23 protein-coding genes are annotated in these 24,397 nt (G+C 70.8%); 10 read left to right on the forward strand and 13 right to left on the reverse strand.

The annotated features are described in order from the left end of the window. Nucleotides 1-13 precede the first annotated feature (13 nt). From tal to BWI15_RS09515, 6 genes are all read left to right on the forward strand, one after another. Nucleotides 14-1,123, forward strand: coding sequence for a transaldolase (tal, locus tag BWI15_RS09490; RefSeq protein ID WP_077013967.1), 1,110 nt, complete (start codon nucleotides 14-16; stop codon nucleotides 1,121-1,123). Next, complete coding sequence (locus BWI15_RS09495) at nucleotides 1,120-2,757, forward strand: glucose-6-phosphate isomerase (RefSeq protein WP_077013968.1); 1,638 nt, start codon at nucleotides 1,120-1,122, stop codon at nucleotides 2,755-2,757. The genes tal and BWI15_RS09495 overlap by 4 nt, the downstream gene beginning before the upstream one ends. Beyond that, nucleotides 2,747-4,297: a glucose-6-phosphate dehydrogenase gene (gene zwf, locus BWI15_RS09500; protein WP_077013969.1), complete on the forward strand. Its 1,551-nt coding sequence runs from the start codon at nucleotides 2,747-2,749 to the stop codon at nucleotides 4,295-4,297. The genes BWI15_RS09495 and zwf overlap by 11 nt, the downstream gene beginning before the upstream one ends. Continuing rightward, a complete protein-coding gene (locus BWI15_RS09505; RefSeq protein WP_077013970.1) occupies nucleotides 4,294-5,484 on the forward strand; it encodes a glucose-6-phosphate dehydrogenase assembly protein OpcA in 1,191 nt (396 codons plus the stop codon). The genes zwf and BWI15_RS09505 overlap by 4 nt, the downstream gene beginning before the upstream one ends. Beyond that, complete coding sequence (gene pgl / locus BWI15_RS09510) at nucleotides 5,481-6,218, forward strand: 6-phosphogluconolactonase (protein ID WP_077013971.1); 738 nt, start codon at nucleotides 5,481-5,483, stop codon at nucleotides 6,216-6,218. Before BWI15_RS09505 ends, pgl begins: the two co-directional genes overlap by 4 nt. Before the next feature lie 137 nt (nucleotides 6,219-6,355). After that, nucleotides 6,356-7,177: an isocitrate lyase/PEP mutase family protein gene (locus BWI15_RS09515; protein WP_077013972.1), complete on the forward strand. Its 822-nt coding sequence runs from the start codon at nucleotides 6,356-6,358 to the stop codon at nucleotides 7,175-7,177. A gap of 103 nt (nucleotides 7,178-7,280) precedes the next feature. On the opposite strand, the gene BWI15_RS09520 is transcribed toward BWI15_RS09515, so the two are convergent. From BWI15_RS09520 to whiA, 6 genes are all read right to left on the reverse strand, one after another. Continuing rightward, nucleotides 7,281-7,640: an RNA polymerase-binding protein RbpA gene (locus BWI15_RS09520; protein WP_077013973.1), complete on the reverse strand. Its 360-nt coding sequence runs from the start codon at nucleotides 7,638-7,640 to the stop codon at nucleotides 7,281-7,283. Between the two features lie 11 nt (nucleotides 7,641-7,651). Next, nucleotides 7,652-7,885 (reverse strand): preprotein translocase subunit SecG, encoded by a 234-nt coding sequence (gene secG, locus BWI15_RS09525; protein ID WP_077013974.1) that lies wholly within the window; start codon nucleotides 7,883-7,885, stop codon nucleotides 7,652-7,654. Further along, on the reverse strand, nucleotides 7,882-8,691 hold the full coding sequence (tpiA, locus tag BWI15_RS09530; RefSeq protein WP_077013975.1) for a triose-phosphate isomerase: 810 nt from the start codon (nucleotides 8,689-8,691) through the stop codon (nucleotides 7,882-7,884). Before tpiA ends, secG begins: the two co-directional genes overlap by 4 nt. Before the next feature lie 7 nt (nucleotides 8,692-8,698). Beyond that, complete coding sequence (locus tag BWI15_RS09535) at nucleotides 8,699-9,901, reverse strand: phosphoglycerate kinase (RefSeq protein WP_077013976.1); 1,203 nt, start codon at nucleotides 9,899-9,901, stop codon at nucleotides 8,699-8,701. A gap of 89 nt (nucleotides 9,902-9,990) precedes the next feature. Beyond that, nucleotides 9,991-10,998, reverse strand: a complete 1,008-nt coding sequence (gap, locus tag BWI15_RS09540; protein WP_077013977.1) for a type I glyceraldehyde-3-phosphate dehydrogenase — start codon at nucleotides 10,996-10,998, stop codon at nucleotides 9,991-9,993. Nucleotides 10,999-11,206: 208 nt separating this feature from the next. Then, complete coding sequence (whiA, locus tag BWI15_RS09545) at nucleotides 11,207-12,190, reverse strand: DNA-binding protein WhiA (RefSeq protein ID WP_077013978.1); 984 nt, start codon at nucleotides 12,188-12,190, stop codon at nucleotides 11,207-11,209. Between the two features lie 153 nt (nucleotides 12,191-12,343). Between whiA and BWI15_RS09550 the strand changes: the two genes are divergently transcribed. Both BWI15_RS09550 and BWI15_RS09555 read left to right on the forward strand, forming a co-directional pair. Continuing rightward, nucleotides 12,344-12,886, forward strand: coding sequence for a SigE family RNA polymerase sigma factor (locus BWI15_RS09550; protein WP_077013979.1), 543 nt, complete (start codon nucleotides 12,344-12,346; stop codon nucleotides 12,884-12,886). After that, complete coding sequence (locus BWI15_RS09555) at nucleotides 12,883-13,716, forward strand: hypothetical protein (RefSeq protein WP_077013980.1); 834 nt, start codon at nucleotides 12,883-12,885, stop codon at nucleotides 13,714-13,716. The genes BWI15_RS09550 and BWI15_RS09555 overlap by 4 nt, the downstream gene beginning before the upstream one ends. A gap of 47 nt (nucleotides 13,717-13,763) precedes the next feature. Here BWI15_RS09555 and BWI15_RS09560 read toward each other — a convergent pair whose 3' ends face one another. From BWI15_RS09560 to uvrC, 4 genes are all read right to left on the reverse strand, one after another. Continuing rightward, nucleotides 13,764-14,693 (reverse strand): NAD-dependent epimerase/dehydratase family protein, encoded by a 930-nt coding sequence (locus BWI15_RS09560; RefSeq protein ID WP_077013981.1) that lies wholly within the window; start codon nucleotides 14,691-14,693, stop codon nucleotides 13,764-13,766. An 80-nt stretch (nucleotides 14,694-14,773) separates the two neighbouring features. Then, nucleotides 14,774-15,727, reverse strand: a complete 954-nt coding sequence (locus BWI15_RS09565) for a gluconeogenesis factor YvcK family protein (protein ID WP_077013982.1) — start codon at nucleotides 15,725-15,727, stop codon at nucleotides 14,774-14,776. Nucleotides 15,728-15,734: 7 nt separating this feature from the next. Continuing rightward, nucleotides 15,735-16,601, reverse strand: coding sequence for an RNase adapter RapZ (gene rapZ / locus BWI15_RS09570; protein WP_077013983.1), 867 nt, complete (start codon nucleotides 16,599-16,601; stop codon nucleotides 15,735-15,737). Next, on the reverse strand, nucleotides 16,601-18,652 hold the full coding sequence (gene uvrC / locus BWI15_RS09575; protein WP_077013984.1) for an excinuclease ABC subunit UvrC: 2,052 nt from the start codon (nucleotides 18,650-18,652) through the stop codon (nucleotides 16,601-16,603). Before uvrC ends, rapZ begins: the two co-directional genes overlap by 1 nt. 95 nt (nucleotides 18,653-18,747) lie before the next feature. Between uvrC and BWI15_RS09580 the strand changes: the two genes are divergently transcribed. Then, nucleotides 18,748-19,158, forward strand: a complete 411-nt coding sequence (locus tag BWI15_RS09580) for a DUF6194 family protein (RefSeq protein WP_077013985.1) — start codon at nucleotides 18,748-18,750, stop codon at nucleotides 19,156-19,158. Between the two features lie 128 nt (nucleotides 19,159-19,286). Beyond that, on the forward strand, nucleotides 19,287-20,864 hold the full coding sequence (locus tag BWI15_RS09585) for a S8 family peptidase (protein ID WP_083750745.1): 1,578 nt from the start codon (nucleotides 19,287-19,289) through the stop codon (nucleotides 20,862-20,864). Here BWI15_RS09585 and BWI15_RS09590 read toward each other — a convergent pair. The 3 genes from BWI15_RS09590 to eccD all read right to left on the reverse strand — a co-directional run bounded on the left by BWI15_RS09590 (nucleotide 20,764) and on the right by eccD (nucleotide 24,348). Further along, nucleotides 20,764-21,297 carry a Rieske (2Fe-2S) protein gene (locus BWI15_RS09590; RefSeq protein ID WP_077013987.1) on the reverse strand — a complete coding sequence of 178 codons (534 nt, stop codon included), beginning with the start codon at nucleotides 21,295-21,297 and terminating at the stop codon, nucleotides 20,764-20,766. The genes BWI15_RS09585 and BWI15_RS09590 overlap by 101 nt on opposite strands. Before the next feature lie 144 nt (nucleotides 21,298-21,441). Next, nucleotides 21,442-23,013, reverse strand: a complete 1,572-nt coding sequence (locus BWI15_RS09595) for a MinD/ParA family ATP-binding protein (protein WP_143465460.1) — start codon at nucleotides 23,011-23,013, stop codon at nucleotides 21,442-21,444. Nucleotides 23,014-23,022: 9 nt separating this feature from the next. Next, nucleotides 23,023-24,348, reverse strand: a complete 1,326-nt coding sequence (gene eccD, locus BWI15_RS09600; protein WP_077013989.1) for a type VII secretion integral membrane protein EccD — start codon at nucleotides 24,346-24,348, stop codon at nucleotides 23,023-23,025. Between the last annotated feature and the right edge of the window lie 49 nt (nucleotides 24,349-24,397).

Below are 24,397 nucleotides of genomic sequence, written 5' to 3' on the forward strand. Positions count from 1 at the left end.
TCGGAGCTTGGACATGAACGACCGTTTGAAAGACCTCGCCGACGCCGGCGTTTCCATCTGGCTCGACGACCTGTCCCGGCAGCGGCTGACCAGCGGCAGCCTGGCCACGCTGATCCACGACCAGCACGTCAGCGGGGTGACCACCAACCCGACCATCTTCGCCAAGGCGATCTCGGACAAGAACGCCTACGCCGAGATCGTCTCCCGGCTGGCCGCCGAGGGCGTGTCGACCGACGAGGCGATCCGGGTGATCACCACCGACGACGTCCGGGACGCCGCCGACCTGTTCAAGCCCGTGTACGACGACACCGACGGTGTCGACGGCCGGGTCTCGATCGAGGTCGAGCCGGGGTTCGCGCGCGACACCGAGAAGACGATCGGCCAGGCCAAGGAGCTGTGGGAGATCGTCGGCCGGGAGAACGTGTTCATCAAGATCCCGGCCACCAAGGAGGGCCTGCCGGCGATCACGGAGACCCTGGCCGCCGGGATCAGCGTGAACGTGACGCTGATCTTCTCCCTGGAGCGCTACAAGGCGGTCGCGGACGCGTTCCTGACCGGCCTGGAGAAGGCCCTGGACAACGGCCACGACGTGACCAAGCTGGCCAGCGTTGCCTCGTTCTTCGTCAGCCGGGTCGACAGCGAGGTGGACAAGCGCCTCGACGCGATCGGCACGGACGAGGCCAAGGCGCTCAAGGGCAAGGCCGCGATCGCCAACGCGCGGCTGGCCTTCGAGGCCTACGAGGAGATCTTCGCCTCCGACCGCTGGCGCGAGCTGGAGACCGCCGGAGCGAAGCCGCAGCGCCCGCTGTGGGCCTCGACCGGCGTCAAGGACCCGGCGTACAAGCCGACCATGTACGTCGAGGACCTGGTCACCCGCGGCGTCGTCAATACGATGCCGCAGGCAACGATCGACGCGGTGGCCGAGGGTGCCGACATCACCGGCGACACCGTGCGCGGAAACTACGACGCGGACCGCAAGGTGATCGCGGACCTGGAGAAGCTGGGCATCTCCTACGACGAGGTCGTCCAGGTGCTCGAGGACGAGGGCGTCAGCAAGTTCGACGCCTCCTGGTCGGAGCTGCAGGACACCGTCACCGCGGCCCTGAAGGCGGCGGCCAAGTGACCGAGCAGACCACCGCGAAGGCCTACGGCGAGGGCTGGCAGGACGTCGTCGACCGGCTGGTCAGCGAGAAGATCGCCTCCCGGATCGCCGCCAAGGACGCCAAGATCTGGGGTCCGGACGCCGAGTCCGAGTCCTCGATCCGGCTCAGCTGGGTCGACCTGTACGACTCGTCGCGGCCGCTGCTGGCCGAGATCGAGGCGCTGCAGGCCGACCTGCGGGCCGAAGGCCTGGACCGGATCGTGCTGGCCGGCATGGGCGGCTCGTCGCTCGCGCCGGAGGTGATCACCCGCACGGCCGGCGTCGAGCTGGTCGTGCTGGACTCCACCAACCCGAGCGTGATCGCCCGGGCCCTGGCCGGGGATCTGCAGCGCACCGTGCTGGTGGTGTCCAGCAAGTCCGGCGGCACGGTCGAGACCGACAGCCAGCGCCGGGCGTTCGTCAAGGCGTTCACCGACGCGGGCATCGACGCCGCGTCGCGGATCGTCGTCGTCACGGACCCGGGTTCGCCGTTCGAGAAGCTCTCGGCCGACGAGGGCTACCGCAAGACGTTCCTGGCCGACCCGCACGTCGGCGGCCGCTACAGCGCGCTGACCGCCTTCGGCCTGGTGCCGTCGGCGCTGGCCGGCGCGGACGTGGCCGAACTGCTGGACCAGGCCGCCGAGGTCGCCCCTGCCTTGCAGGCCGACAGCCCGGACAACCCCGCGCTCGTGCTGGCCGCCGTACTGGCCGGCAGCCCGGGCCGGGACAAGGCGATCATCGCCGCCGGTGGCTCGTCGATCGTCGGGTTCCCGGACTGGGCCGAGCAGCTGATCGCCGAGAGCACCGGCAAGAACGGCACCGGCGTCCTGCCGGTCGCCGTACAGAGCCTGAAGGCACCGGAGCTGCACAGCGGCGCGGGCGACCTGGTGCACACGCTGCTCGCGGCGGACACCAGCTCCGCCTCGGTCGCCTCCGGTACGCCGACCGTCGTCACCACCGGCTCGCTGGGCGCGCAGATGCTGCTCTGGGAGACGGCGACCGCGGTGGCGGGCTACCTGCTCGGCATCAACCCGTTCGACCAGCCCGACGTCGAGAGCGCCAAGCAGGCCGCCCGCGGTCTGCTCGACGCCCAGCCGGAGCCGGAGGCCGCGGCCTTCACCGACGGTGCCATCGAGGTTCGCGGCACCGACGGTCTGCTCGACGGAGTGGACAGCGTCAAGGGCGCGGTCGACGCGCTGCTCGGCCAGCTCGCCGACGACGGCTACCTGGCCGTGATGGCCTACCTGGACTCCGAGCGCGACGAGAGCCTGGTCGCGATCCGGCCGGCGCTGGCGGAGCGGACCGGACGCCCGGTCACCTTCGGCTGGGGTCCCCGGTTCCTGCACTCGACCGGCCAGTACCACAAGGGCGGCCACCCGCAGGGCGTGTTCCTGCAGATCACCACGTCGGAGTCCACCGACGTCGAGATCCCGGACCGGCCGTTCAGTTTCGGCACGCTGATCTCCGCGCAGGCCGCGGGTGACGCCGGCGTGCTCGCCGAGCGCGGGCGCCCGGTGCTGCGGCTGCACCTGACCGACCCGCAGGCCGGCGTACAGCAGCTCATTTCTCTACTCGACGCACACGACAAGTCGGAGGCAAGCGGCGATGACCGCTGAACTCGAAGAAGAGCCGACCGGCCCGGTGAACCCGCTGCGGGATCCCCAGGACCGGCGGCTCCCCCGGATCGCCGGGCCGTCCAGCCTGGTGATCTTCGGTGTCACCGGTGACCTGGCCCGCAAGAAGCTGATGCCGGCGATCTACGACCTGGCCAACCGGGGGCTGCTGCCGCCGGGCTTCGCGCTGGTCGGGTTCGCCCGGCGCGACTTCAGCAACCAGGATTTCGCGCAGATCGTGCACGACTCGGTCAAGGAGCACGCGCGCACGCCGTTCCGGGAAGAGGTCTGGCAGCAGCTCGCCGAGGGCTTCCGGTTCGTGCCGGGCGACCTGACCGACGACGAGGCGTTCAAGAAGCTGCGGGAGACCGTGGACGAACTGGACGTCAACCGCGGCACCGGTGGCAACCACGCGTTCTACCTGTCGATCCCGCCGAGCCTGTTCCCCAAGGTGGTCGAGAAGCTCAAGCAGCACGGGCTGGCCGACGAGGTGGCAGGCTCGTGGCGGCGGGTGGTGATCGAGAAGCCGTTCGGCCACGACCTGAAGAGCGCGCGTGAGCTCAACCACGTGGTCGAGTCGGTCTTCCCGCCGGAGGCGGTCTTCCGGATCGACCACTACCTGGGCAAGGAGACCGTGCAGAACATGCTGGCGCTGCGGTTCGCCAACGCCATGTTCGAGCCGGTCTGGAACAGCCACTACGTCGACCACGTCCAGATCACGATGGCCGAGGACATCGGCATCGGCGGCCGGGCCGGGTACTACGACGGCATCGGCGCGGCCCGCGACGTGATCCAGAACCACCTGCTCCAGCTGCTCGCGCTGGTCGCGATGGAGGAGCCGGTCAGCTTCGACGCCTGGTCGCTGCGGCAGGAGAAGAAGAAGGTGCTGGCAGCGGTCAAGCTGCCGGACCGCCTCGACCTGCACACCGCCCGCGGCCAGTACGCCGCCGGCTGGGCCGGTGGCACCAAGGTCAAGGGCTACCTGCAGGAGGACGGCATCCCGCAGCACTCCGCGACCGAGACCTTCGCCGCGATGCGGGTCGACGTGGACACCCGCCGCTGGGCCGGCGTCCCGTTCTACCTGCGCACCGGCAAGCGGCTCGGCCGCCGGGTGACCGAGGTCGCGGTGATGTTCAAGCGCGCCCCGCACCTGCCGTTCACCGCGACCGAGACCGAGGAGCTGGGGCAGAACGCCCTGGTGATGCGGATCCAGCCGGACGAGGGCATCACGATGCGGTTCGGCGCCAAGGTGCCGGGCACGATGATGGAGATCCGCGACGTGAACATGGACTTCGCCTACGGCGGGTCGTTCACCGAGTCCTCCCCGGAGGCCTACGAGCGGCTGATCCTCGACGTGCTGCTCGGCGACCCGCCGCTGTTCCCCCAGCACACCGAGGTGGAGCTGGGCTGGAAGATCCTCGACCCGGTGATCAACTTCTGGGCCGAGCAGGGTCAGCCGGAGCAGTACGACTCCGGCGGCTGGGGACCGGACTCCGCCCACGAGATGCTCGCCCGCGACGGACGCGCCTGGAGGCGGCCATGATCATCGACCTGACCAGTACGACGTCGAGCGAGATCGCGTCGGCGCTGCTGAGGGCCCGCCGCAACGCGGGCTCGCCGGCCATGGGCATGGTCGGCACGATCGTGGTGGTCGTCGACGAGGCGTCCCACCACGACGCGATGAAGGCCGCGAACGAGGCCGGCCGTGAGCACCCCTCGCGGGTGCTGGTCGCGATCCTGCGGCCGGGCCGGGGCGAAGGCGGACTGGACGCGGAGGTCCGGGTCGGCGAGGGCATTCCGGGTGAGGCGGTGCTGCTGCGGCTGCACGGCGAGCTCGCGAAGGTTCCCGAGTCGGTCGTGACTCCGCTGCTGCTGCCGGACTCCCCCGTCATCGTCTGGTGGCCGGGCGGTGGGCCGAAGGTGCCCGCCGCCGACCCGCTGGGCAAGCTCGGCCGGCGCCGGGTGACCGACGCCGCGGCGACGCGGCGCGCCTCGGTCGACTTCTCGGCCCGTGCCGAGGGGTACCAGCCGGGCGACACCGACTTCGCGTGGTCACGGCTGACGCCGTGGCGCGCGTTGATGGCGGCGGCGCTCGACCAGTACCCGGCGCACGTCACCGGCGCGGAGGTGGTGTCGGCGAAGGGCAACCCGAGTGCCGACCTGATGGCCGCCTGGCTGCAGTGCAAGCTGGGTGTGGCCGTCGAGCAGAAGACCTCGCGAGGTCCGGGCCTGACGGCGGTTCGGCTGTTCACGCCGGCCGGTCCGATCGTGCTGAGCCGGCCGGACGGGTCGATCGCGACGTTCAGCGTTCCCGGTCAGCCGGACCGCCCGGTCGCGCTGAAGCGGCGTACGCCGTCGGAGCTGCTGAGCGAGGAGCTGCGGCGGCTCGACCCGGACGACGTGTACGCGCAGACGCTGGCGTGCATGGTCGAGCGGGAGTCGATGCCGGCCGACGCGAAGAAGGTCAGCGCGGCCGACCGGCGTTCGGCGCAGTCCGCCGCGGAGAAGGCAGCGGTGCGGACGGCAGCGGTGGAGGGCAAGGCCGCGTCGCCGGAGCTCGAGGCACACGCCGCCGACGCCAAGAAGAAGGCGCCGGCCAAGAAGACCTCGGCCGCGGCCTCGGCGAAGAAGACCAGCGCGGCGAAGTCGGCGACCAAGAAGACCGCCGCGCCGGCGGCCAAGAAGACGGCGAAGAAGGCCACCGGCAAGAAGGTGGCCGGGCGGTCATGAGCACGCCCGAGATTCTGGTCAACCGCGACGCCGAGGGCCTGGCCCACGCCGTCGCGGCCCGGCTGATCACCCGGCTCGTCGACGTCCAGAGCACCGGCAGGGTCGCCCAGGTCGTGCTCACCGGCGGCCGGGTCGCGGCAGTCGTCCACCGGGCCGTGGCGGAGTCCCCGGCCCGGACGGCGATCGACTGGCGACGGGTCGAGTTCTGGTTCGGCGACGAGCGCTTCCTGCCCGAGGGAGATCCCGAGCGCAACGCCACCCAGGCGTGGGACGCGCTGCTGTCCAAGGTCGACGTGGATCCGGCGAAGGTGCACGAGATGGCACCCGACACCGGACAGGGCCCGGAGGCGGCTGCCGCGGCGTACGCGGAAGAACTGGCCGCCGTTGCGGGTGGCTCGGACGGGCTCGCTGTTCCGGCGTTCGACGTACTGATGCTGGGTGTCGGGCCGGACGGGCATGTCGCGTCGCTGTTTCCCGGGTATCCCGAGCTGAAGGTCAACGACCGGACGGCGGTTGCGGTGCACGACTCGCCCAAGCCGCCACCGACCCGGGTCTCGCTGACGTTCCCGGTGCTGGCGCGGGCGGCGGAGGTCTGGTTCGTCGTGTCGGGCGAGGACAAGGCGGACGCCGTCCAGACGGCACTGGCTGGTGGCGAGGTCCCCGCGGCCAGTCCGAAGGGCACCGAACGAACGCTGTGGCTGCTCGACGACGCCAGCGCGTCGAAGCTCAGCTGACAAAACGAACACCAGCAGCCCCGGTTGGCCTCGCGCCTGCCGGGGCTGCTTGGTTTCAGCTGGTCAGGTCTCGGTCCATCGGCGGATGGGCAGTCGGTACGGCGTCCGCCGAACCGTTCGCCCGGCATGATCGGGGCATGACGGACTTTCGTGAGCTGCACAGCGGATCTTTCGTGATGCCGAACGCCTGGGACGCCGGCAGCGCGGTCGTCCTGGCCGAGGCGGGTTTCCCGGCGCTGGCGACGACCAGCGCGGGCATCGCGTTCTCGCTCGGGGCCGGCGACCACACGGTGCCCGACGGCGCGCCGACGGTCCCGCTCGAGGTGATGTTCGAGCGGATTCACCAGATCACGCAGGCGGTCGGCGTACCGGTGAACGGTGATCTGGAAGACGGGTACGGCGCCTCGCCGGACGACGTCGCGCGGACGATCCGGCGGGCGCGGGACGCGGGTCTGGCCGGTGGCAACATCGAGGACTACGACGGCCGCGCGCTCTACGACGAGCAGTTGTCGGTCGAGCGGATCGTGGCCGCGCGGGAGGCGGCCGGGCCGGACTTCGTGCTGACGGCTCGCACGGACGGGCAGTTGCTCGACGGGCTCGTTCCGCTGGCTGATTCGATCCGGCGGGCGAACTTGTTCCGCGAGGCGGGTGCGGACTGCCTGTACGTGCCGGGGGTCAACGATCTCGAACAGCTGCGGACCCTGGTGGCGGAGATCGACGGCCCGCTGAACGTCGTACTGGGGCTGGGCAGCTCGAAGCTCACCGTCGCGGACGTCGTCGGCGCGGGAGTCACCCGGGTCAGTCTCGGGGGAAGCATCGCGCGGTCCGCGCTCGGGTTCGTCCGGCGGGCGGCCGAGGAGCTGCGCGAGCACGGCACGATGACGTTCGCCGACCAGCAGATTCCGCAGGGCGAGCTGAACCAGCTCTTCGCCCGGTACGCCGCACGCCCGTCGCGCTGACCGGCGACCGCGCAGAGCTACCGCGGACCGCCGAGCGCCGACCCGCGGCAACGCGAACACCCGGGCGGTCCGCCGTGGACTGCCCGGGTGTCGCGAGGACCAGCTAGAAGATGATCTCGCCGTTGGCGCGGCGGGCGCGCAGGCGCTCCAGGGCCTCTTCGAGGATCTGGGCGGCCTCCTGCTCGCTGCGCCGTTCCTTCACGTACGCCAGGTGCGTCTTGTACGGCTCGATCTTCGGCGGCGGTGGGGGGTTGTTCACGTCGGTGCTGGTCGGCAGACCGCACCGCGGACAATCCCACGCCTCCGGGATGGCCGCCTCGACCGCGAACACCGTCGCGGTCTCGTGACCGTTGGCGCAGAAGAACACGATGCGCTGCCGGGGCGCGGACTCACCGCGCTCCGCCTCGCCCATCGGTCCTGCTCCGACCCTGCTGCCACGAATCGCACCGCCACTGCCAGCCACGACTACGCCTCTCAGCCGAGCTTGTACAGCAGGCCGAGCGCGACGATGGCCGCGAACCAGATCAGACCGACACCGATCGTGATCCGGTCGAGGTTCCGCTCGGCGACCGACGATCCGCCCAGGCTGGACGAGACCCCACCACCGAACAGGTCGGAAAGGCCACCACCGCGGCCTTTGTGCAGCAGCACGAGCAGCGTGAGGATCAGGCTGCAGATGACGACGACGATCTGAAAAGCGAGAATCACGAGGAGTAGCCTAACTGAAGGTCCAGGTAACGGCAGATACCGGCGAACTCGTCCACCTTGAGGCTCGCTCCCCCGACCAGGCAGCCGTCGACGTCCGGCTGGGACATGATGCCACCTGCGCTGCTCATCTTCACCGACCCCCCGTACAGAATCCGCACCGCGTCGGCCACGGCGGGTGAGATCGAGTCCTCCAGCCGGCCCCGGATCGCCGCGCAGACCTCCTGCGCGTCCTCGGGAGTGGCCACCTCACCGGTGCCGATCGCCCAGACCGGCTCGTAGGCGATGACGACCTTGCGGACGTCGTCCGGCTTGAGCCCGGCCAGCGCGCCGTCGACCTGGGCCAGCGTGTGCGCGACGTGCTCGCCGGCCTTGCGGACCTCGAGGCCCTCGCCGACACAGACGATCGGGACCAGCCCGGCCGCCAGCGCCTTGGTGGCCTTGGCGTTCACCAGCGCGTCGTCCTCACCGTGGTACTGCCGGCGCTCGGAGTGACCGGCCAGCACGTAGGTGCAGCCGAGCTTGGTCAGCATCGCCGCCGAGATCTCGCCGGTGTAGGCGCCCTCGTCGTGCACCGACACGTCCTGCGCGCCGTACACGATCTTCATCCGGTCGCCGTCGACGAGCGTCTGCACGCTGCGGATGTCGGTGAACGGCGGCAGCACCGCCACCTCGACCCGCTCGAAGTCGTGCTTCTTGTCCTGCAGCGTCCAGCTGAGCTTCTGCAGCAGGTGCACGGCCTCGACGTGGTTGACGTTCATCTTCCAGTTGCCCGCCATCAACGGCGTGCGGGCAGCAGTGTCAGCCATATCGGTGTCAGTCCTCTTCCAGCACAGCGAGTCCTGGGAGCTCCTTGCCCTCCAGGTATTCCAGCGACGCGCCACCTCCGGTGGAGATGTGCCCGAACTGGTCGTCCGCGAAGCCCAGCTGCCGTACGGCGGCGGCCGAGTCGCCACCTCCGACGACACTGAGTCCGTCCACCTCGGTCAACGCCTGCGCGACGGCCTTGGTTCCACCGGCGAAGGCCTCCATCTCGAACACGCCCATCGGGCCGTTCCAGAACACGGTCTTCGCGGCCGCGACCTCGGCGGCGAACGCCTTGCCGGACTCCGGGCCGATGTCCAGACCGAGCTGGTCGGCCGGGATCGCGTCGGCGGCGACCACGGTCGCGGGCGCGTCGGCCTTGAACTCGGGCGCGACCACGATGTCGGTCGGCAGCACGATCTCCACGCCCTTGGCCTTCGCGGTCTCCAGGTAGCCCTTGACCGTCTCGAGCTGGTCTTCCTCGAGCAGGCTCTTGCCGACCTCGTGGCCCTGGGCCTTGAGGAAGGTGAACACCATGCCGCCACCGATCAGCAGCTTGTCGGCCTTGGCCAGCAGGTTGTCGATCACCGCGAGCTTGTCCGACACCTTGGCGCCACCGAGCACGACGACGTACGGGCGCTCGGGCGACTCGGTGAGCTTCTTCAGCACCTCGACCTCGGCGAGCACCAGGCCGCCGGCCGCGTGCGGGAGCTTGCTGGCCACGTCGTACACGCTGGCCTGCTTGCGGTGCACGACACCGAAGCCGTCGCTGACGAACACGTCGGCCAGCGCGGCCAGCTCGTCGGCCAGCGCGGCCCGCTGGGTCTCGTCCTTGCTCTCCTCGCGCGGGTCGTACCGCACGTTCTCGAGCAGCAGGACCTCACCCTCGTCCAGCTCCTGGACGGCCTCCTGGGCGCTCTCGCCGGTCACGTCGCTGGCGAACCGCACCCGGACGCCGTCGGCCTCGAGCAGCTCGCCGAGCCGCTTGGCCACCGGGGCGAGGGTGAACTCCGGGTTCGGCGTGCCCTTGGGGCGGCCGAGGTGCGCGGTGACGATCACCTTGGCGCCGGCCTTGGCCAGCGTCAGCAGGGTCGGCACCGAGGCGCGGATACGGCCGTCGTCGCCGATCGTCTCACCCTTGATCGGCACGTTCAGGTCGGAGCGGACCAGCACCCGCAGGCCGGCCAGGTCCCCGAGGTCTTCGATCGTCTTCACAATCACTGTCCTTCGACACAACCGCTAACGTCCGAAGAACCGTGCGCTACCGGCCACAGTTCTTCGGACGCAACGTGAGGGATGGAACGTCAGAGCGAGGCGCCGACGTGCTTGACCAGGTCGACGAGGCGGTTGGAGTAGCCCCACTCGTTGTCGTACCAGCCGACGACCTTGACCTGGTCGCCGATCACCTTGGTGAGGCCGGCGTCGAAGATGCAGGAGGCCGGGTCGGTGACGATGTCGCTGGAGACGATCTCGTCCTCGGTGTAGGTCAGGTAGCCCTTCAGCGCGCCCTCGGCGGCCGCGGCCTTGTAGGCCTCCTTGACCTCGTCCACGGTGACCTCACGGCCGACGGTGACGGTCAGGTCGGTGGCCGAGCCGGTCGGGACCGGAACGCGCAGCGCGTAGCCGTCGAGCTTGCCCTTGAGCTCGGGCAGCACCAGGCCGATCGCCTTCGCGGCGCCGGTCGAGGTCGGCACGATGTTCAGCGCGGCGGCGCGGGCGCGGCGCAGGTCCTTGTGCGGACCGTCCTGCAGGTTCTGGTCCTGGGTGTAGGCGTGGATCGTGGTCATCAGGCCACGCTCGATGCCGAAGGCGTCGTTCAGCACCTTCGCCAGCGGGGCGATGCAGTTCGTGGTGCAGGACGCGTTCGAGATCACGGTGTGCTTGTCGGCGTCGTACAGGTCGTGGTTCACGCCCATCACCACGGTCAGGTCCTCGTTCTTCGCCGGGGCGGAGATGATGACCTTCTTGGCGCCGTTGTCGGCGTGCGTCTTGGCCTTGGTGGCGTCGGTGAAGAAACCGGTGGACTCGATCACCACGTCGGCGCCGACGTCGGACCACTTCAGGTTGGCGGGGTCGCGCTCGGCGAACGCCTTGAACGTGTGGCCGGAGACGGTGATGTCGTCCTCGGTCGCGGTCACGTCGCCCGGGAAGCGGCCCAGGATCGAGTCGTACTTCAGCAGGTGGGCCAGGGTCTGGTTGTCGGTCAAGTCGTTGACGGCGACGACCTCGATGTCGGCACCGGACGCCTGCACGGCGCGGAAGAAGTTACGGCCGATCCGGCCGAAGCCGTTGATACCTACGCGTACGGTCACGGGACTACGTCTCCTTGAACTAGCTGTCGAGCACTGCCGCTACAGCCGAAACACTAGCCCAACAGCCCACTTGCTCCACTGGTACCGTCCACATCAGACCACCACCTCCGGCCCGAAGACCACCGGACCAGACCACCACACGCGCCGCGGCCCCGGAGATCCTCCGGGGCCGCGGCGTGAATACCAGTGGTCGTGCTGGTGGTGTCGATCAGGCGGGATCGAGCATCTCCGGGGTCAGGTTGGCCTCGGTGTTGGGGATGCCGAGGTCGGAGGCGCGCTTGTCGGCCATCGCCAGCAGGCGGCGGATCCGGCCGGCCACGGCGTCCTTGGTGAGGGCCGGCTCGTGCAGCTGCCCGAGCTCCTCGAGGCTGGCCTGCTTGTGCTCCAGCCGCAGCCGCCCGGCCACCTGCAGGTGATCCGGTACGTCGTTGCCGAGGATCTCCAGCGCGCGCTCCACCCGGGCGCCGGCGGCGACCGCGGCGCGGGCCGAGCGGCGCAGGTTCGCGTCGTCGAAGTTGGCCAGCCGGTTCGCCGTCGCGCGGACCTCGCGGCGCATCCGGCGCTCCTCCCAGGCCAGCACCGACTCGTGCGCGCCGAGCCGGGTCAGCAGCGCGCCGATCGCGTCGCCGTCGCGGATCACCACGCGGTCGACGTTGCGCACCTCGCGGGCCTTCGAGCCGATCCCGAGCCGCCGGGCCGCTCCGACCAGCGCCAGCGCCGCCTCCGGGCCCGGGCAGGTCACCTCGAGCGACGAGGAGCGCCCCGGCTCGGTCAGTGAGCCGTGCGCCAGGAACGCGCCCCGCCAGGCCGCCACGGCGTCACAGGACGCGCCGGAGACCACGGCGGGCGGCAGGCCCCGGACGGGACGGCCGCGGTTGTCCACCAGGCCGGTCTGCCGGGCCAGCGCGTCGCCGTCGCGGACCACGCGCACGACGTACTTGGTCTGCTTGCGGATGCCGGACGGGGAGATCACCACGACCTCGGACGGGTGGCCGAAGATCTCGGCGATGTCCTTGCGCAGCCGGCGGGCGGCGCGGGCGCTGTCCAGCTCGGCCTCCACCACGATCCGGCCGGACACGAGATGCAGCCCGCCCGCGAAGCGCAGGACCGAGGAGACCTCGGCCTTGCGGCAGCAGGGTTTGGTGACCTGGATGCTGGTCAGCTCGGACTTCACCTGTGCTGTCATCGCCATGAACGAAATCCTCCCACTGCTGTCAAAGACCCTCGGGCCGGTACCCGGTGCAACTCCCCCGCCCGGATCAGTGTTACGCGCCGACCCAACCTTCGTGGCAACCTTTCGGGGTCCGGCTGTCGTTCCTCTTCCGACAGCCACGGGAGGAGCACGATGCGACGACGCAGTGAGGCGGACTTCACCGAGTTCGCCGCCGCGGCCCTGCGCCGGCTGCGCCGTACGGCGTACCTGATGTGCGGGGACTGGCATCGGGCGGAGGACGCGGCCCAGGACGCCCTGGTCCGCATCTACCGAGCCTGGGACCGGCTCGACCACGACGCCGGCCTGACCACCTACGCGCACCGCGCGGTGGTGTCGGTGGTCCTGGACCAGGCCAAGCGGCCCTGGCGCCGGGAGTACTCCGACGACGCGGTCCCGGACCAGTTGCTGGCCGACCACTCCGGTGCCGTCGACGAGCGGCTCCTGGTGATCCAGGCGCTGGCCCAGCTGCCGCCTCGGCAGCGGGCCTGCGTGGTCCTGCGGCACTACGCCGACCTCAGCATCGAGGAGACCGCCCAGGTGCTCGGCATCGGCACCGGCGCGGTCAAGAGCCAGACCTCCCGCGGCCTCACCGCACTACGCGAGCAGCTGAATCGGCCGGCCCCGGCCGACGACCCGGCTGTTCACGTCAACGACAACGAAGGGGTGCTGTCATGAGCAGCGACATCAAGGACCCGCTGGACTCCGCGGCGGACGACTCGGCCCAGCCGATGCGTCACACCGTCGACGACGTCGTCCGGCGGGGCCGTCGCGGGCAGCGGGTGCGCAGGATCGGCGCGGTCGCGGGCAGCGCCCTCGCCGTCGCCGGCGTCGCCACGGCGATCACCGTCTGGCCGGGTCAGTCCGACCATCCGCCGGTGGCCGGGCTCGGCCTGCCGGAGTCCACAGTCACCCAGGACGTGACCACCGGCGAGATCATCCAGCCGGCCAAGAGCGCGCTGTCCGACGCGCAGGTGATCGCGCGCTGCCAGTCGTTCGACAACCAGTACCGGCAGAGCGCCCTGAAGGCCGGTGGCGGCTCGGAGGCGATCGACAGCTGGAAGGTCGCGCTGACCCAGGGCACCGGAAGCTGGTTCCAGGCGATTCTGGTCTCGCCCGACCGTCAGCGCTACGCGTACTGCCTGGACAACACCGGCGCGACCGGGCCGAAGGACGACTACCAGCGCCAGTCGGTCACCGCCGACAAGCCCTACGTCGTCTGGGCCGACGGCAACGGGTCCCGGGGCGTCGTCCCGCGCGGTGTCGCGAAGATCGAGTTCCGGACCGCCGACGGGATCACCTCACCGGCGGTGATCAAGGACGGCTTCTTCCTGTGGCACTCCGACCGGACCACCGCCGGTCGCCCGACCGAGCCGATCTGGGCGATCTTCTCCGACGCCCAGGGCCGCGAGATCGCCCGCTTCGACGCCAACCCGTTCCAGAACGACCAGGTCGGCGTACCCGGCGGCACGACCTTCGAGCGCCGGCCGATCTTCGCCAAGCGCTGAGCCCGGTGATCCGGCGCGCTCGGCTGCGCGCCGGATCACCGGGGTGCTCACACCTGGATGCCCTGGCGCCAGGTGGGATGCGCGGGCTGCCATCCCAGCTCACGCTTGGCCTTGGCGTTGGACGCGCCGCGCAGTTCGGTCATCAGGACGACGCCGGCAGGCCCGGCGGCCAGCCGGCCGATGAACCGCGGTACGCGCATCGGCTTCTTCGCCCCCAGCATCGCCGCCAGTTCCGGCAGCCACTCGGCGACCGGGGCGGGGTCGTCGTCGACGATGTTGTAGACGCCGCGGCCACCGTGCTCCACCGCCGCGACCGTGGCCTCGGCGGCGTCGGCGATGTGGACGAACGACCACACCCCGCCGCCGTCGCCGACCACCGGAAACTTGCGTTTGCGGATCAGTTCGAGCTGCTCCGACCCCGGCGCCATCGACGTCCCGGGCCCGTAGAAGGCGCCGTAGCGCAGCACGATCCCTTCGATCGGGCCGGCGCCCAGCACGGCGTTCTCCAAGTGCTCGACCGCGGCGATCATCCGGGCCATCGGGGCAACCGGCGCGCGGTCCAACGGATCTTCCTCGGTCTTGACCGGCCCACCGGTCCGGGCGTAGGTGAAGGCACCGTTGCTCTGAGCAACGAAGCGCCGGACGCCGGCGCTGCGGGCCGCCGCGAGCAGGTTGTCGGTCCCCTCGATCCGCAGCCGGTCGGTGGCGGCGAAGCTTTGTTCGAACCGGCGGGTGTCGATGTGCCCGATGGCGGTCAACTGGTGAACGATCACCTCCGGCGCCGCCTCGCGCACCGCGGCCTCCACCGCGGCGCGATCGAGCGCGTCGGCGATCACCGGAACCGCGCCCAGCTGCGCCACCCGGCTTTTGTCCCGCTCCTTGCGGATCATCGCGAACACCTCGTGGCCCGCCTCGATCAGTCGCGGCACCAACTGCGCTCCCATCGCTCCGGTGGCTCCTGCAACCAGCACTCTCATCGTCAGCTCCTGTTCGTTCGGATCTGACTCCTGAACCGGATGGCCTGCCGTTTCCTGACAGGCCCACAGGGTGATTCAGCTCACAGCGGGAGCTCCGCGAAGACCTCGCGGTAGACCTTCGCCAGTTTGGCGGGATCGTGATGCAGCAACTGGTGGTCGTCGGCGATGTCGGCGACCACCAGCTCCGCTCCGAGCGAGCTCGCCGTCCGGCGCAGCGACGCCGGATCGGGCACGTGTTCCTCGTCGGCCAGTACGACGTCGATGCGCAGCTCGGGCGCGTGAGCGGCGAGCACCTCGAGGTGGGTCTCCGGCGAGAAGCCGTCGGTCTCGCCCTTCTGCTCGCCCAGGTTGAGCGTCACCAGGCGACGGGCGCTGGTCTGCTCGAGCCCACGGCACAGCGCCGGGACCAGCAGATTCGGGATCACGGAGGTGAACCACGAGCCGGGACCGACCACCACCCAGTCGGCCTCCGCGACCGCGACCAGCGCTTCCGGGCAGGCCGGCGGGTCGGCCGGATCGAGCGCGACGTCGACGACGTGGCCGTTGGTCGTCGCGACCTCGGTCTGGCCGCGGATCTCGGTGATCGCCCCGGGGTGGTCCGGATCCGCCCCGAGCACCCGCGCGGTGATGTCCAGCGGTACGGCGGACATCGGCAGCACCCGCCCCTGCGCCCCGAGCAGCCGCGCGACCCAGTCCAGCCCGTCGACGGCCTCGCCGAGCAGCTCCCACAGCGCGACGATCAGCAGGTTGCCGACCGCGTGGTCGTGCAGGGCGCCGTCACTGCGGAACCTGTGCTGCAGCACGTCGGCCCACGTCCGGCCCCACTCGTCGTCGCGGCACAGCGCGGCCAGCGCCATCCGCAGATCGCCGGGCGGCAGCACGCCGAGCTCCTGGCGCAGCCGGCCGGAGGACCCGCCGTTGTCAGCGACCGTGACGACAGCCGTCAGCTGGTCGGTGACCTGTCGCAGGGCGGACAGTGAGGCGGCGAGACCGTGCCCGCCGCCGAGTGCGACAACGCGGGGAGACCGTGACACTACGCGGTCACTCCCGCCCCAGATCCCTGTGCACCACCAAGGTCGGTGACCCCTTCTCCCGCAGCCGGCGCCCGATCTCCTCGGCCATCGCGACGCTCCGGTGCTTTCCACCGGTGCAGCCGATCGCGACCGTGACGAACCGCTTGCCCTCGTTCAGATAACCGGTCCGCAGGGTGTCCAGCACGTCCACGTAGTTCTGCAGGAACTGCTGGGCCAGCGGATGGCCGAGCACGAAGTCTGACACAGGCCGGTCCTGCCCGGTCATCGGGCGCAGGTCGGGCTGCCAGTACGGGTTCGGCACGAACCGCATGTCGGCCACCACGTCGGCGTCGACCGGGATGCCGTACTTGAAGCCGAACGAGACCACGGTGGCCCGCAGCTCGGCGTTCTCCTCGTCGCCGAAGGCGTTCACGATCTTCGCGGCGAGCTGGTGGATGTTCAGGTTCGAGGTGTCGATCACCAGGTCGGCGCCGGCCCGGATGTCGCCGAGCAGCGCGCGCTCGCGCTGGATCCCGGTCAGCAACCGGCCCTCGCCCTGCAGCGGGTGCGGGCGGCGGACACTCTCCTGCCGGCGCACGATCACGTCGTCGGAGGCCTCCAGGAACAGCGTCAGCGGCCGGTATCCCTTGGTCCGCAGGTCTTCGAGCGCCGCGCCGAGCTCGTCGAAGAACATCCCGGTCCGGACGTCGACGACCACCGCCAGCCGCGGCGACGCGCCGGTGCCGACCACCTGCTCGACGATCGTGGTCAGGAACATCGGCGGCAGGTTGTCGACCACGAACCAGCCGAGGTCCTCCAGCACGTCGGCGACCGAGCTCCGGCCCGCGCCGGACATGCCGGACACGATGATCAGGTTGCCGCTGGACTCGTCCATCAGTTTCGGTTCTCCCCGTTCGGCGGACCGGCGGGCCCCGGTTCGTCGTCGTCCAGTATCTCGCCTGTCGCGGTGTTCACCGACGGCGCCCGGCCGGTGTCGGCCTTCGTTGCGGCAGCGTTCACGGCCAGGACCACCGACTCCGCCGTACGCCGGCCGAAACCGGGCAGCTCGGCCACCTCGTCGACGCTCGCCTGGCGCAGCTTGCGCAGCGATCCGAAGTGCCGCAGCAGCGTCTTGCGACGGACCTCCCCGAGCCCCGGTACGTCGTCCAGGACGCTCTCCACCATCGACTTGGAGCGGCGGCTGCGGTGATGGGTGATCGCGAACCGGTGCGCCTCGTCGCGCAGCCGCTGCAGCAGGTACAGGCCCTCGGAGGTCCGGGAGAAGATCACCGGGTCCTCCTCGTCGGGCAGCCAGACCTCCTCCAGCCGCTTGGCCAGGCCGCAGACCGGGATGTCGCCCAGGCCGAGCTCGTCCATCGCCTGCCGGGCGGCCGCGACCTGCGGCGGACCACCGTCGACGACGACCAGGCCCGGGGCGTAGGAGAACTTCTTCGCCCGGCCGGTCTCGGGGTCGATCAGCGCCGCGGCGGCGTCCGTCTCGCCGGCCGCCGCGTCCTCGCCGGCGGTGTCACCCGACAGCGTCGCGCGCTCGTCCAGCAGCCGCTTGAACCGCCGGGTCAGCACCTCGGCGATCGAGGCGACGTCGTTCTGGCCCTCGACGCCGCGGATCACGAACCGGCGGTACTCGCTCTTGCGCGGCAGGCCGTCCTCGAAGACGACCATCGAGGCGACCACCTCGGTGCCCTGCAGGTTCGAGACGTCGTAGCACTCCAGCCGCAGCGGCGCCTCGGGCAGGTCGAGCGCGGTCTGGATCTCCTCCAGCGCCTGGTTGCGGGTGGTCAGGTCGCTGGCCCGCTTGGTCTTGTGCATGGTGAGGGTCTGCAGCGCGTTGCGCTCGACGGTCTGCATCAGCGCCTTCTTGTCGCCGCGCTGCGGAACCCGGATCGCCACCCGCGAACCGCGCAGCTCCGACAGCCACTCGGTCAGCGCCGCCTCGTCGTCCGGCACGACCGGCACGAGGATCTCGCGTGGGATCGCGTCGGCCGTCTCCGCGGCGTACATCTGCTGGATGAAGCGCGAGACCAGGTCACCGGTGGTCGCGGTGCCGTCGGCCTTGTCGGCGATCCAGCCGCGCTGGCCGCGGATCCGGCCGCCGCGGACGTAGAAGATCTGTACGGCGACCTCGAGCGGGTCCTCGCTGAGCGCGACCACGTCGGTGTCGGTGCCGTCACCCAGCACCACCGCGTTCTTGGCCAGGGCCTTCTCCAGCGCGGCCAGGTCGTCGCGGATCTTCGCGGCCCGCTCGTACTCCAGCTCGGCCGCGGCCGCCTTCATCTCCTTCTCCAGGCGCCGCACGTACGTCGCGGTCTGGCCGGACAGGAACGCCGAGAAGTCCTCGACGATCTGCCGGTGCTCCTCCTGGCTGACCTGACCGGTGCAGGGCGCGGCGCACTTGCCGATGTAGCCGAGCAGGCAGGGCCGGCCGATCTGGCGGTGCCGGTTGAACACACCCTTGCTGCACGAGCGCATCGGGAACACCCGCAGCAGCAGGTCGACGGTCTCCCGGATCGCCCAGGCGTGGCTGTACGGGCCGAAGTAGCGGATGCCCTTCTTCTTGGAGCCCCGGCCGACCATCACCCGCGGGTAGTCCTCGTTGAGGGTGATCGCCAGCCACGGGTAGGACTTGTCGTCCCGGTACTTCACGTTGAACCTCGGGTCGTACTCCTTGATCCAGGAGTACTCCAGCTGCAGCGACTCGACCTCGGTCGAGACCACCGTCCAGTCCACCTTCGCCGCGGTGGTCACCATCGACTGGGTCCGCGGGTGCAGGTTGGCCAGGTCCTGGAAGTACGACGACAACCGGGCCCGCAGGTTCTTCGCTTTTCCGACGTAGATCACCCGGCCGGCGGCGTCGCTGAAGCGGTACACCCCGGGTGAGTCGGGAATGGAGCCCGGAGCCGGGCGGTAGGACGATGGATCAGCCACCGCACCACCCTAGTTCGCCCCGCCGACAGCGCCCGCCGGGACGGGCTCCGGCGCACAAAAGTCTCTATTGCAGCTTCAATGAGACGCTTGAAGGCATGGATTTCCTCGAGTATCTCGACCGGCCCGGTGTCCGGACCCTGACCGCCAACGGCGACACCTTCTGGATCTACGACCCCGACCACGACCTGCCACCCCAACGCCAGATGCCGTTCGCGACCGTGGTCACCTCCGACGCCTACGACACCGCCTCCGACCTCGACCGCCCCGGCGTCGAACGGCTCAACCTGGGCCTGTCCAAGGCGGACTATCTCCGGCTCTTCCCCACTCCCCCGGACGGCGTCGACCACACGGCGCTCGACGTCCTGATGCCACACCCGGTCTACGCCCCGCAGTACTGGATCTGCGTCGTCTCGCCGTCGGCCGGCACCTTGCGGCAGCTCGAGCCGCTGGTGGACGCGGCGTACGAGTTCGCGGTCCGCAAGTACCGCAACCACCGGAACCGCTGACGTCTCGGCCGGGCTGAGATCGTGTTACGGATTGCACTCTGCGCCCGGCCGTCGGCGCGGCCGGGCGCCGGGGCGGTTCTAGCGTCGATCGTGAACCGCTGTGTGCCGATTCCCAGGGAGTGTCGTCGATGACGCTGTTCACGATCTCGCGCCGGCTGCCGGCCGCGCTCGCCGCCGTGGTGGTCTGTGCCCCGGCGCTGGTCGCGCTGCCCGCGTCGGCGCGGGTCGCGCCGGAGGCAGAGCGCTTCGAATCCTCCATCCGGCAGGCGAACAGCCCGACGGCCGTGCCCGGCAGCTACATCGTCGTGCTCAACGGGGCGCCGTCGGCGGAGATGACCCGGGCGACCAACCGCAGCCTCGCCGCGACGTACGACGTGACCGTACGCCGGGAGTACCACGCGTCGGTGCGCGGGTTCTCCGCGGCGATGAGCGAGGAGCAGGCCAAACGGGTCGCGGCCGACCCCCGGGTCGGGTTCGTGCAGCAGAACCAGGTGCTGAAGGCCACCCAGGACGATCCGCCGTGGGGGCTCGACCGTACCGACCAGCGCACGCTGCCGCTGGACGCGAAGTTCCTGTCGGAGACCACGGCCGAGACGGTGCACGCGTACGTGCTCGACTCCGGCATCTATGCCGACCACAAGGACTTCGGCGGGCGCGCCTCGGTCGGCACCGACACCATCGGCGACGGCCAGAACGGCGTCGACTGCGCCGGCCACGGCAGCCACGTCGCGGGCACCATCGCCGGCAGCAAGTACGGCCTCGCGAAGTCGGCGAAGGTGGTCGGCATCCGGGTGCTCAACTGCGTCGGCAACGGCACGACCGAGACCGTCGTGGCGGGCGTCGACTGGGTCACCGCGAACGCGGTCAAGCCGGCGGTCGCGAACATGAGCCTGGGCGGCGGAGTCGACCCGGCGCTGGACGCGGCGGTCAAGGCGTCGGTGGCCGCCGGGATCAGCTACGCCGTTGCCGCCGGCAACGAGAGCATGGACGCCTGCGGGTCGTCGCCGGGCCGGGAGCCCGCGGCGCTGACGATCGGCGCGACCGACCGCAACGACACCCGGGCGGACTTCTCGAACTTCGGGCCCTGCGTGGACCTGTTCGGACCGGGCGTCGACATCGAGTCGGTCGCGATCACCGATCCCGAGGCGAGCACCGTGAAGAGCGGAACGTCGATGGCCACCCCGCACGTCGCCGGGGCGATCGCGCTCTACCTGGCCGGCCACCCGGACGCCACGCCGGAGCAGGTCTCGACGGCGTTGCTGGGCGCGGCGACGTCCGACGCGGTGAAGAATCCGGGCGACGGTTCGCCGAACAAGCTGTTGTACCTGGTCCCGCCGGAGCCGCCGACCACCCCGACCCCTACCCCCACGCCGACTCCCACACCGAGCCCGACGCCGACGCCCTCTCCGACACCGACGGAGACGCCAGCCAGACCCCGAGCCAAACGCCCAGCCAGACGCCGGGTGTCACCCCGAGCTCCACGCCGGTCGTCGGCCCCAGTTCGACACCGCCCTCCCCCGCGCGGTAGTCCGGCCGCCCGCAACCAGCACACCGATGACGAAAGACCCGGCCCCCGTTGCCGGGTCTTTCGCCGTACGCCGTCGGTCAGGCCGAGCCGACGATGTTGCCGCCCTGCACCGAGACGGTCACCGCGGCCAGCGGCTCGCGGGCCGGGCCGCTCTTCACGCTGCCGTCGGTGGCGCTGAACTTGCTGCCGTGGCAGTTGCAGTCGATCTCGCCGTTCTCCACCTTGGCCACCAGGCAGCCCTGGTGCGTGCAGACCGCGGAGAAGCCCTTGTACTGACCGGCGGTCGGCTGGGTGACGACCACCTTCGCGTCCTTGAACACCGCGCCGCCGCCGACCGGGACGTCCGAGGCCGGGCCGAGCACCGGGCCGCCGGCGCTGGACGGTGCCGACGACGGCGCCGAGCTGGGCGCGGACGTCGGAGCCGAGGACGGGGCCGCGCTGGTCTGGCCGCCGGTCGCCGTACCGCCGGCGGCGCCGTCGTCACCGCACGCGGCGAGCAACGGCACGCCCACGCCCGCGAGGCCGACCACGGCGGCGCCGCGCAGGACCGATCGGCGGTCCCGCACATCGGCGATCACCCGGTCGAGATTGGCCGTTCTGTCGTCGCTCATGAAATCCGGACCTCCAGGAAATTTGCTGGGCGGAAAGTAGTTGAACGCTCTGCTACTGCTGTTGTACCCGACCGGGGCAAACCAGGTCGTACCAGCAGAAACGAGCCGTTGGCCGGATCGGTTCAACGGAGGCCGGAACGGGACTCAGCGGGTGGCGCGCTCGACCAGCCGCGCGGCCATCTCCAGCGCGGCTCGCCGGGTGGCCGGCTCCAGCATCTCCGGGCGCAGCGGCCAGGCGTGCTGGAAGTGCGCGTCGAACGGCAGTACGACGTACCCGAGGCCGCGATCGGAGACCGCCGACTGCAGCCAGCGGACCGGCTCCGGATCGTCGGCTCGGTTCTCCGCGATGATCACCAGGCCCTTGCGAACCAGCATCTGCTGACCCTCGGGGGTGAGCTGGTCGAGCTGGCCGATGCTGGCCAGCGCGTCCTCGCGGGCCGACGGGATGACCAGCGCGACCGCGTGCGACGAGCTCGCGACGTACGCCGTGGCCTCCTCGAACAGGCCGGCCGGGCAGTCGACCAGCGAGATCGGGATCTGGTTCGCACCGCCGACGTTACGGGAGGCCAGCACGTCGCTGATCGCGTCCGCGGTCGACTCCGCGCGGGCCAGCTGGACCCGGGAGTTCGGCGTGTTCGCGATGCCCCGGTCGAGCCGGTGGGTCAGCTTGCCCTCCAACGGGAACGCGTCGACCGCCAGCACCAGGTCGGTGCGCTGCGACGCGATCGTGTCCGCCAGCAGCGCGGTCACCGTCGACGTACCGCTCTGCGGGACCGGCCCGATCACACCGATCATCCGGCCGATGCCGATCGGGCGGCGGATCACCGCGATGTTCTCGACGTCGCGCTGCATCCGGCCCGAGGCGCCGGCGATGTAGGCCGCCTCGGCCGCGAACCGGCCGATCTTGCGGAAGAAACCGCCGGGACGTTCCTCGTGCTGCAGGCCGACCGCGTTGGTTGCCACCGGCAAGGTGCCGGCCAGCGGGTCCTGGTACTGCGGCGTGTAGGCCTGGCGGCCCGGTCCGCCGTCCGGGGTCGGATCGTCCCAGCCGGTCGACTCCTGTGCCGGGGGCGCGTTCCAGCTGCCGTCGCCGACGGGCTGCTGGTACTGCGGCGGTGGGCCGTAGTTCGGGTCGTACTGCTGCTGGGCGTACGGCGGTGCTGCCGGCTGCTGGTAGGTCTGCTCGTACGGCGGTGGAGTCACCGGCGGCGCCGCGCCGTACGGGGGCTGCTCGTACTGCTGTACGGGCGGCTGCTGGTACTGCGGGTAGGGCGGCTGCTCCTGGTACTGCTGCGGCGGCGGCTGTTGCCATTGCTGCTGCTGTGGCGGCGGGCCGTACTGCTGCGGTGGCGGGTAGTACGGCTGTTGCTGCGGCGGCGGCGCGTACTGCTGAGGAGGCGGCGGCTGCTGCCACTGCTGCTGCGGAGGCGGGTACTGCTGTGGGGCGTACTGATGGGGAGCCTGCGGCTGCGCGTACTGCTGCGGCTGCTGCTCCTGCGGGGGCACAGGTGCGCCCCACCCAACGCCGGTCGGCGCGGGTGGTGGCGGCATCGTCGGCTCCGCCGGTGCCTGCGCCGGGGGCTGGGCCTCACCCTGACTCTGGGGGTGCCCCTGCCCCTGGCCCTGCGCCGGGCCGGAAGCGGGCGCGGCCGAGCGGCCCGCCGACGTGTCATCGAGGCGGTCCATCATGTCCGCCTGCCAGTTCGGCCCGGTCATACCATCCGATCAGAAGACGTCGAGCAGATCGCTGAACACCCCGAGAGCTCCGAGCACCAACGGGATCAGCGCCACCACGGCCAGCACCTGGATCTGGTCCAGGACCTGGCCGAGCCGGACCTGCACGTGGTCCTGCGGGGTCCAGGCGAGGCCGAAGCCACCGACCATCGCCACCACCACGAGTAGTCCGACTGCCACCAGTGTGCCACCCACCGACTCCTGAGACAGATCCTGGACCAGCGCGGCGATCACGACTCCGGCGGCGGTGAACAGCCCGAGCACCTCGGCGGCCAACGGGTACAGCCGCGAGCGCGAGCACAGCAGCAGCGCCAGCAGGGCCGCGATGCTGACCGTCCAGGCCGATCCGTGCATCGCGAGCACCACGCCCGCCGCGGCGGACCAGAGCGCGATCGCCGTCGCGGCCAGCGCCAGGCCGACGTGCGCCGCGTTGAGCGCCGCCTCGACGTCCGGGCGGGCGATCTCGTCACCCCGCGCCCGTACGTCGTCCAGGGCGGTCAGCCCGGACAGCGAGAGCGCCAGCCGGGGCAGCACACCGAGCAGCAGCACGGCCACGACCGCGATCAGCGCGCTCAGCTTGTGCGCGGAGACGCCCCCGCCGACGCCGATGATCCAGATCACCGCGAAGATCATCGCCGTACCGCCACCGACCAGACCGCCGCCGGCCAGCCCGGCCATCGCGAACAGCAGCGGTCCGACCGCCAGCGCGAGCGCGATGATGCCGCCACGCATCGGCACCGACCAGCTCTCCGAGACACCGAGCGACCAGGCCACGATGGCGAGCAGGATCGGAGTCACCACCAGCAAGGTGATCGCGGCCGCCCGCTGGTCCGCCCGGCCGAGCACGACACCACCGAGACCGGTGATGATCGCGACCACCAGCACCACGAACGCCGCGATGTCCGGCTCGGTCCCCCGGGCCAGCGCGATCGCACCGGCCAGCAGCGCGAAGATCAGCGCCGCACCCGCGGCCCACTGGCGGTGCTTGCGCTGGAAGGTGGTGCCGCGCCGTTCGAGGTCGTCCACCGCCTCCTCGGCCACGTCGTACACGGTCGGCGGCGGCGGGACCTCGCCCTCCGCGGCCAGCCGGAGCACCGCGCCGTCACTGATCTGCGCCGACCCCAGCGTCAGCTCCAGCGAGACCGTCTGCCCGGTCGGGGTGGTCAGGTACCGGCGCCGGGGCGACGGATCGACCGGTTCGCCGAGCATCCGCAGCAGGTCCGGCATCAACCGGCCCAACGGCTCGTCGACCGGCAGTACGGCGTCCATCTGACGCTGCCTGCCGATGATGGTCACCCGGCTGTAGACCGCAGCCACCCGTCACACCTCTCTGATCGTCACTACTAGCTAGCGAGTACTGCTGCGC

This window comes from Kribbella sp. ALI-6-A, from assembly GCF_001984195.1.
Taxonomy (GTDB): domain Bacteria; phylum Actinomycetota; class Actinomycetes; order Propionibacteriales; family Kribbellaceae; genus Kribbella.

Bases quoted from the DNA above. Each gene is read 5' to 3' on its own strand.
- pgl (WP_077013971.1), top strand. From the start codon at position 5,481: ATGAGCACGCCCGAGATTCTGGTCAACCGCGACGCCGAGGGCCTGGCC.
- BWI15_RS09515 (WP_077013972.1), top strand. From the start codon at position 6,356: ATGACGGACTTTCGTGAGCTGCACAGCGGATCTTTCGTGATGCCGAAC.
- BWI15_RS09595 (WP_143465460.1), bottom strand. From the start codon at position 23,013: ATGACCGGGCCGAACTGGCAGGCGGACATGATGGACCGCCTCGATGAC.
- tal (WP_077013967.1), top strand. From the start codon at position 14: ATGAACGACCGTTTGAAAGACCTCGCCGACGCCGGCGTTTCCATCTGG.
- whiA (WP_077013978.1), bottom strand. From the start codon at position 12,190: ATGGCGATGACAGCACAGGTGAAGTCCGAGCTGACCAGCATCCAGGTC.
- rapZ (WP_077013983.1), bottom strand. From the start codon at position 16,601: ATGGACGAGTCCAGCGGCAACCTGATCATCGTGTCCGGCATGTCCGGC.
- BWI15_RS09580 (WP_077013985.1), top strand. From the start codon at position 18,748: ATGGATTTCCTCGAGTATCTCGACCGGCCCGGTGTCCGGACCCTGACC.
- BWI15_RS09585 (WP_083750745.1), top strand. From the start codon at position 19,287: ATGACGCTGTTCACGATCTCGCGCCGGCTGCCGGCCGCGCTCGCCGCC.
- BWI15_RS09555 (WP_077013980.1), top strand. From the start codon at position 12,883: ATGAGCAGCGACATCAAGGACCCGCTGGACTCCGCGGCGGACGACTCG.
- BWI15_RS09505 (WP_077013970.1), top strand. From the start codon at position 4,294: ATGATCATCGACCTGACCAGTACGACGTCGAGCGAGATCGCGTCGGCG.
- zwf (WP_077013969.1), top strand. From the start codon at position 2,747: ATGACCGCTGAACTCGAAGAAGAGCCGACCGGCCCGGTGAACCCGCTG.
- BWI15_RS09590 (WP_077013987.1), bottom strand. From the start codon at position 21,297: ATGAGCGACGACAGAACGGCCAATCTCGACCGGGTGATCGCCGATGTG.
- tpiA (WP_077013975.1), bottom strand. From the start codon at position 8,691: ATGGCTGACACTGCTGCCCGCACGCCGTTGATGGCGGGCAACTGGAAG.
- BWI15_RS09550 (WP_077013979.1), top strand. From the start codon at position 12,344: ATGCGACGACGCAGTGAGGCGGACTTCACCGAGTTCGCCGCCGCGGCC.
- BWI15_RS09560 (WP_077013981.1), bottom strand. From the start codon at position 14,693: ATGAGAGTGCTGGTTGCAGGAGCCACCGGAGCGATGGGAGCGCAGTTG.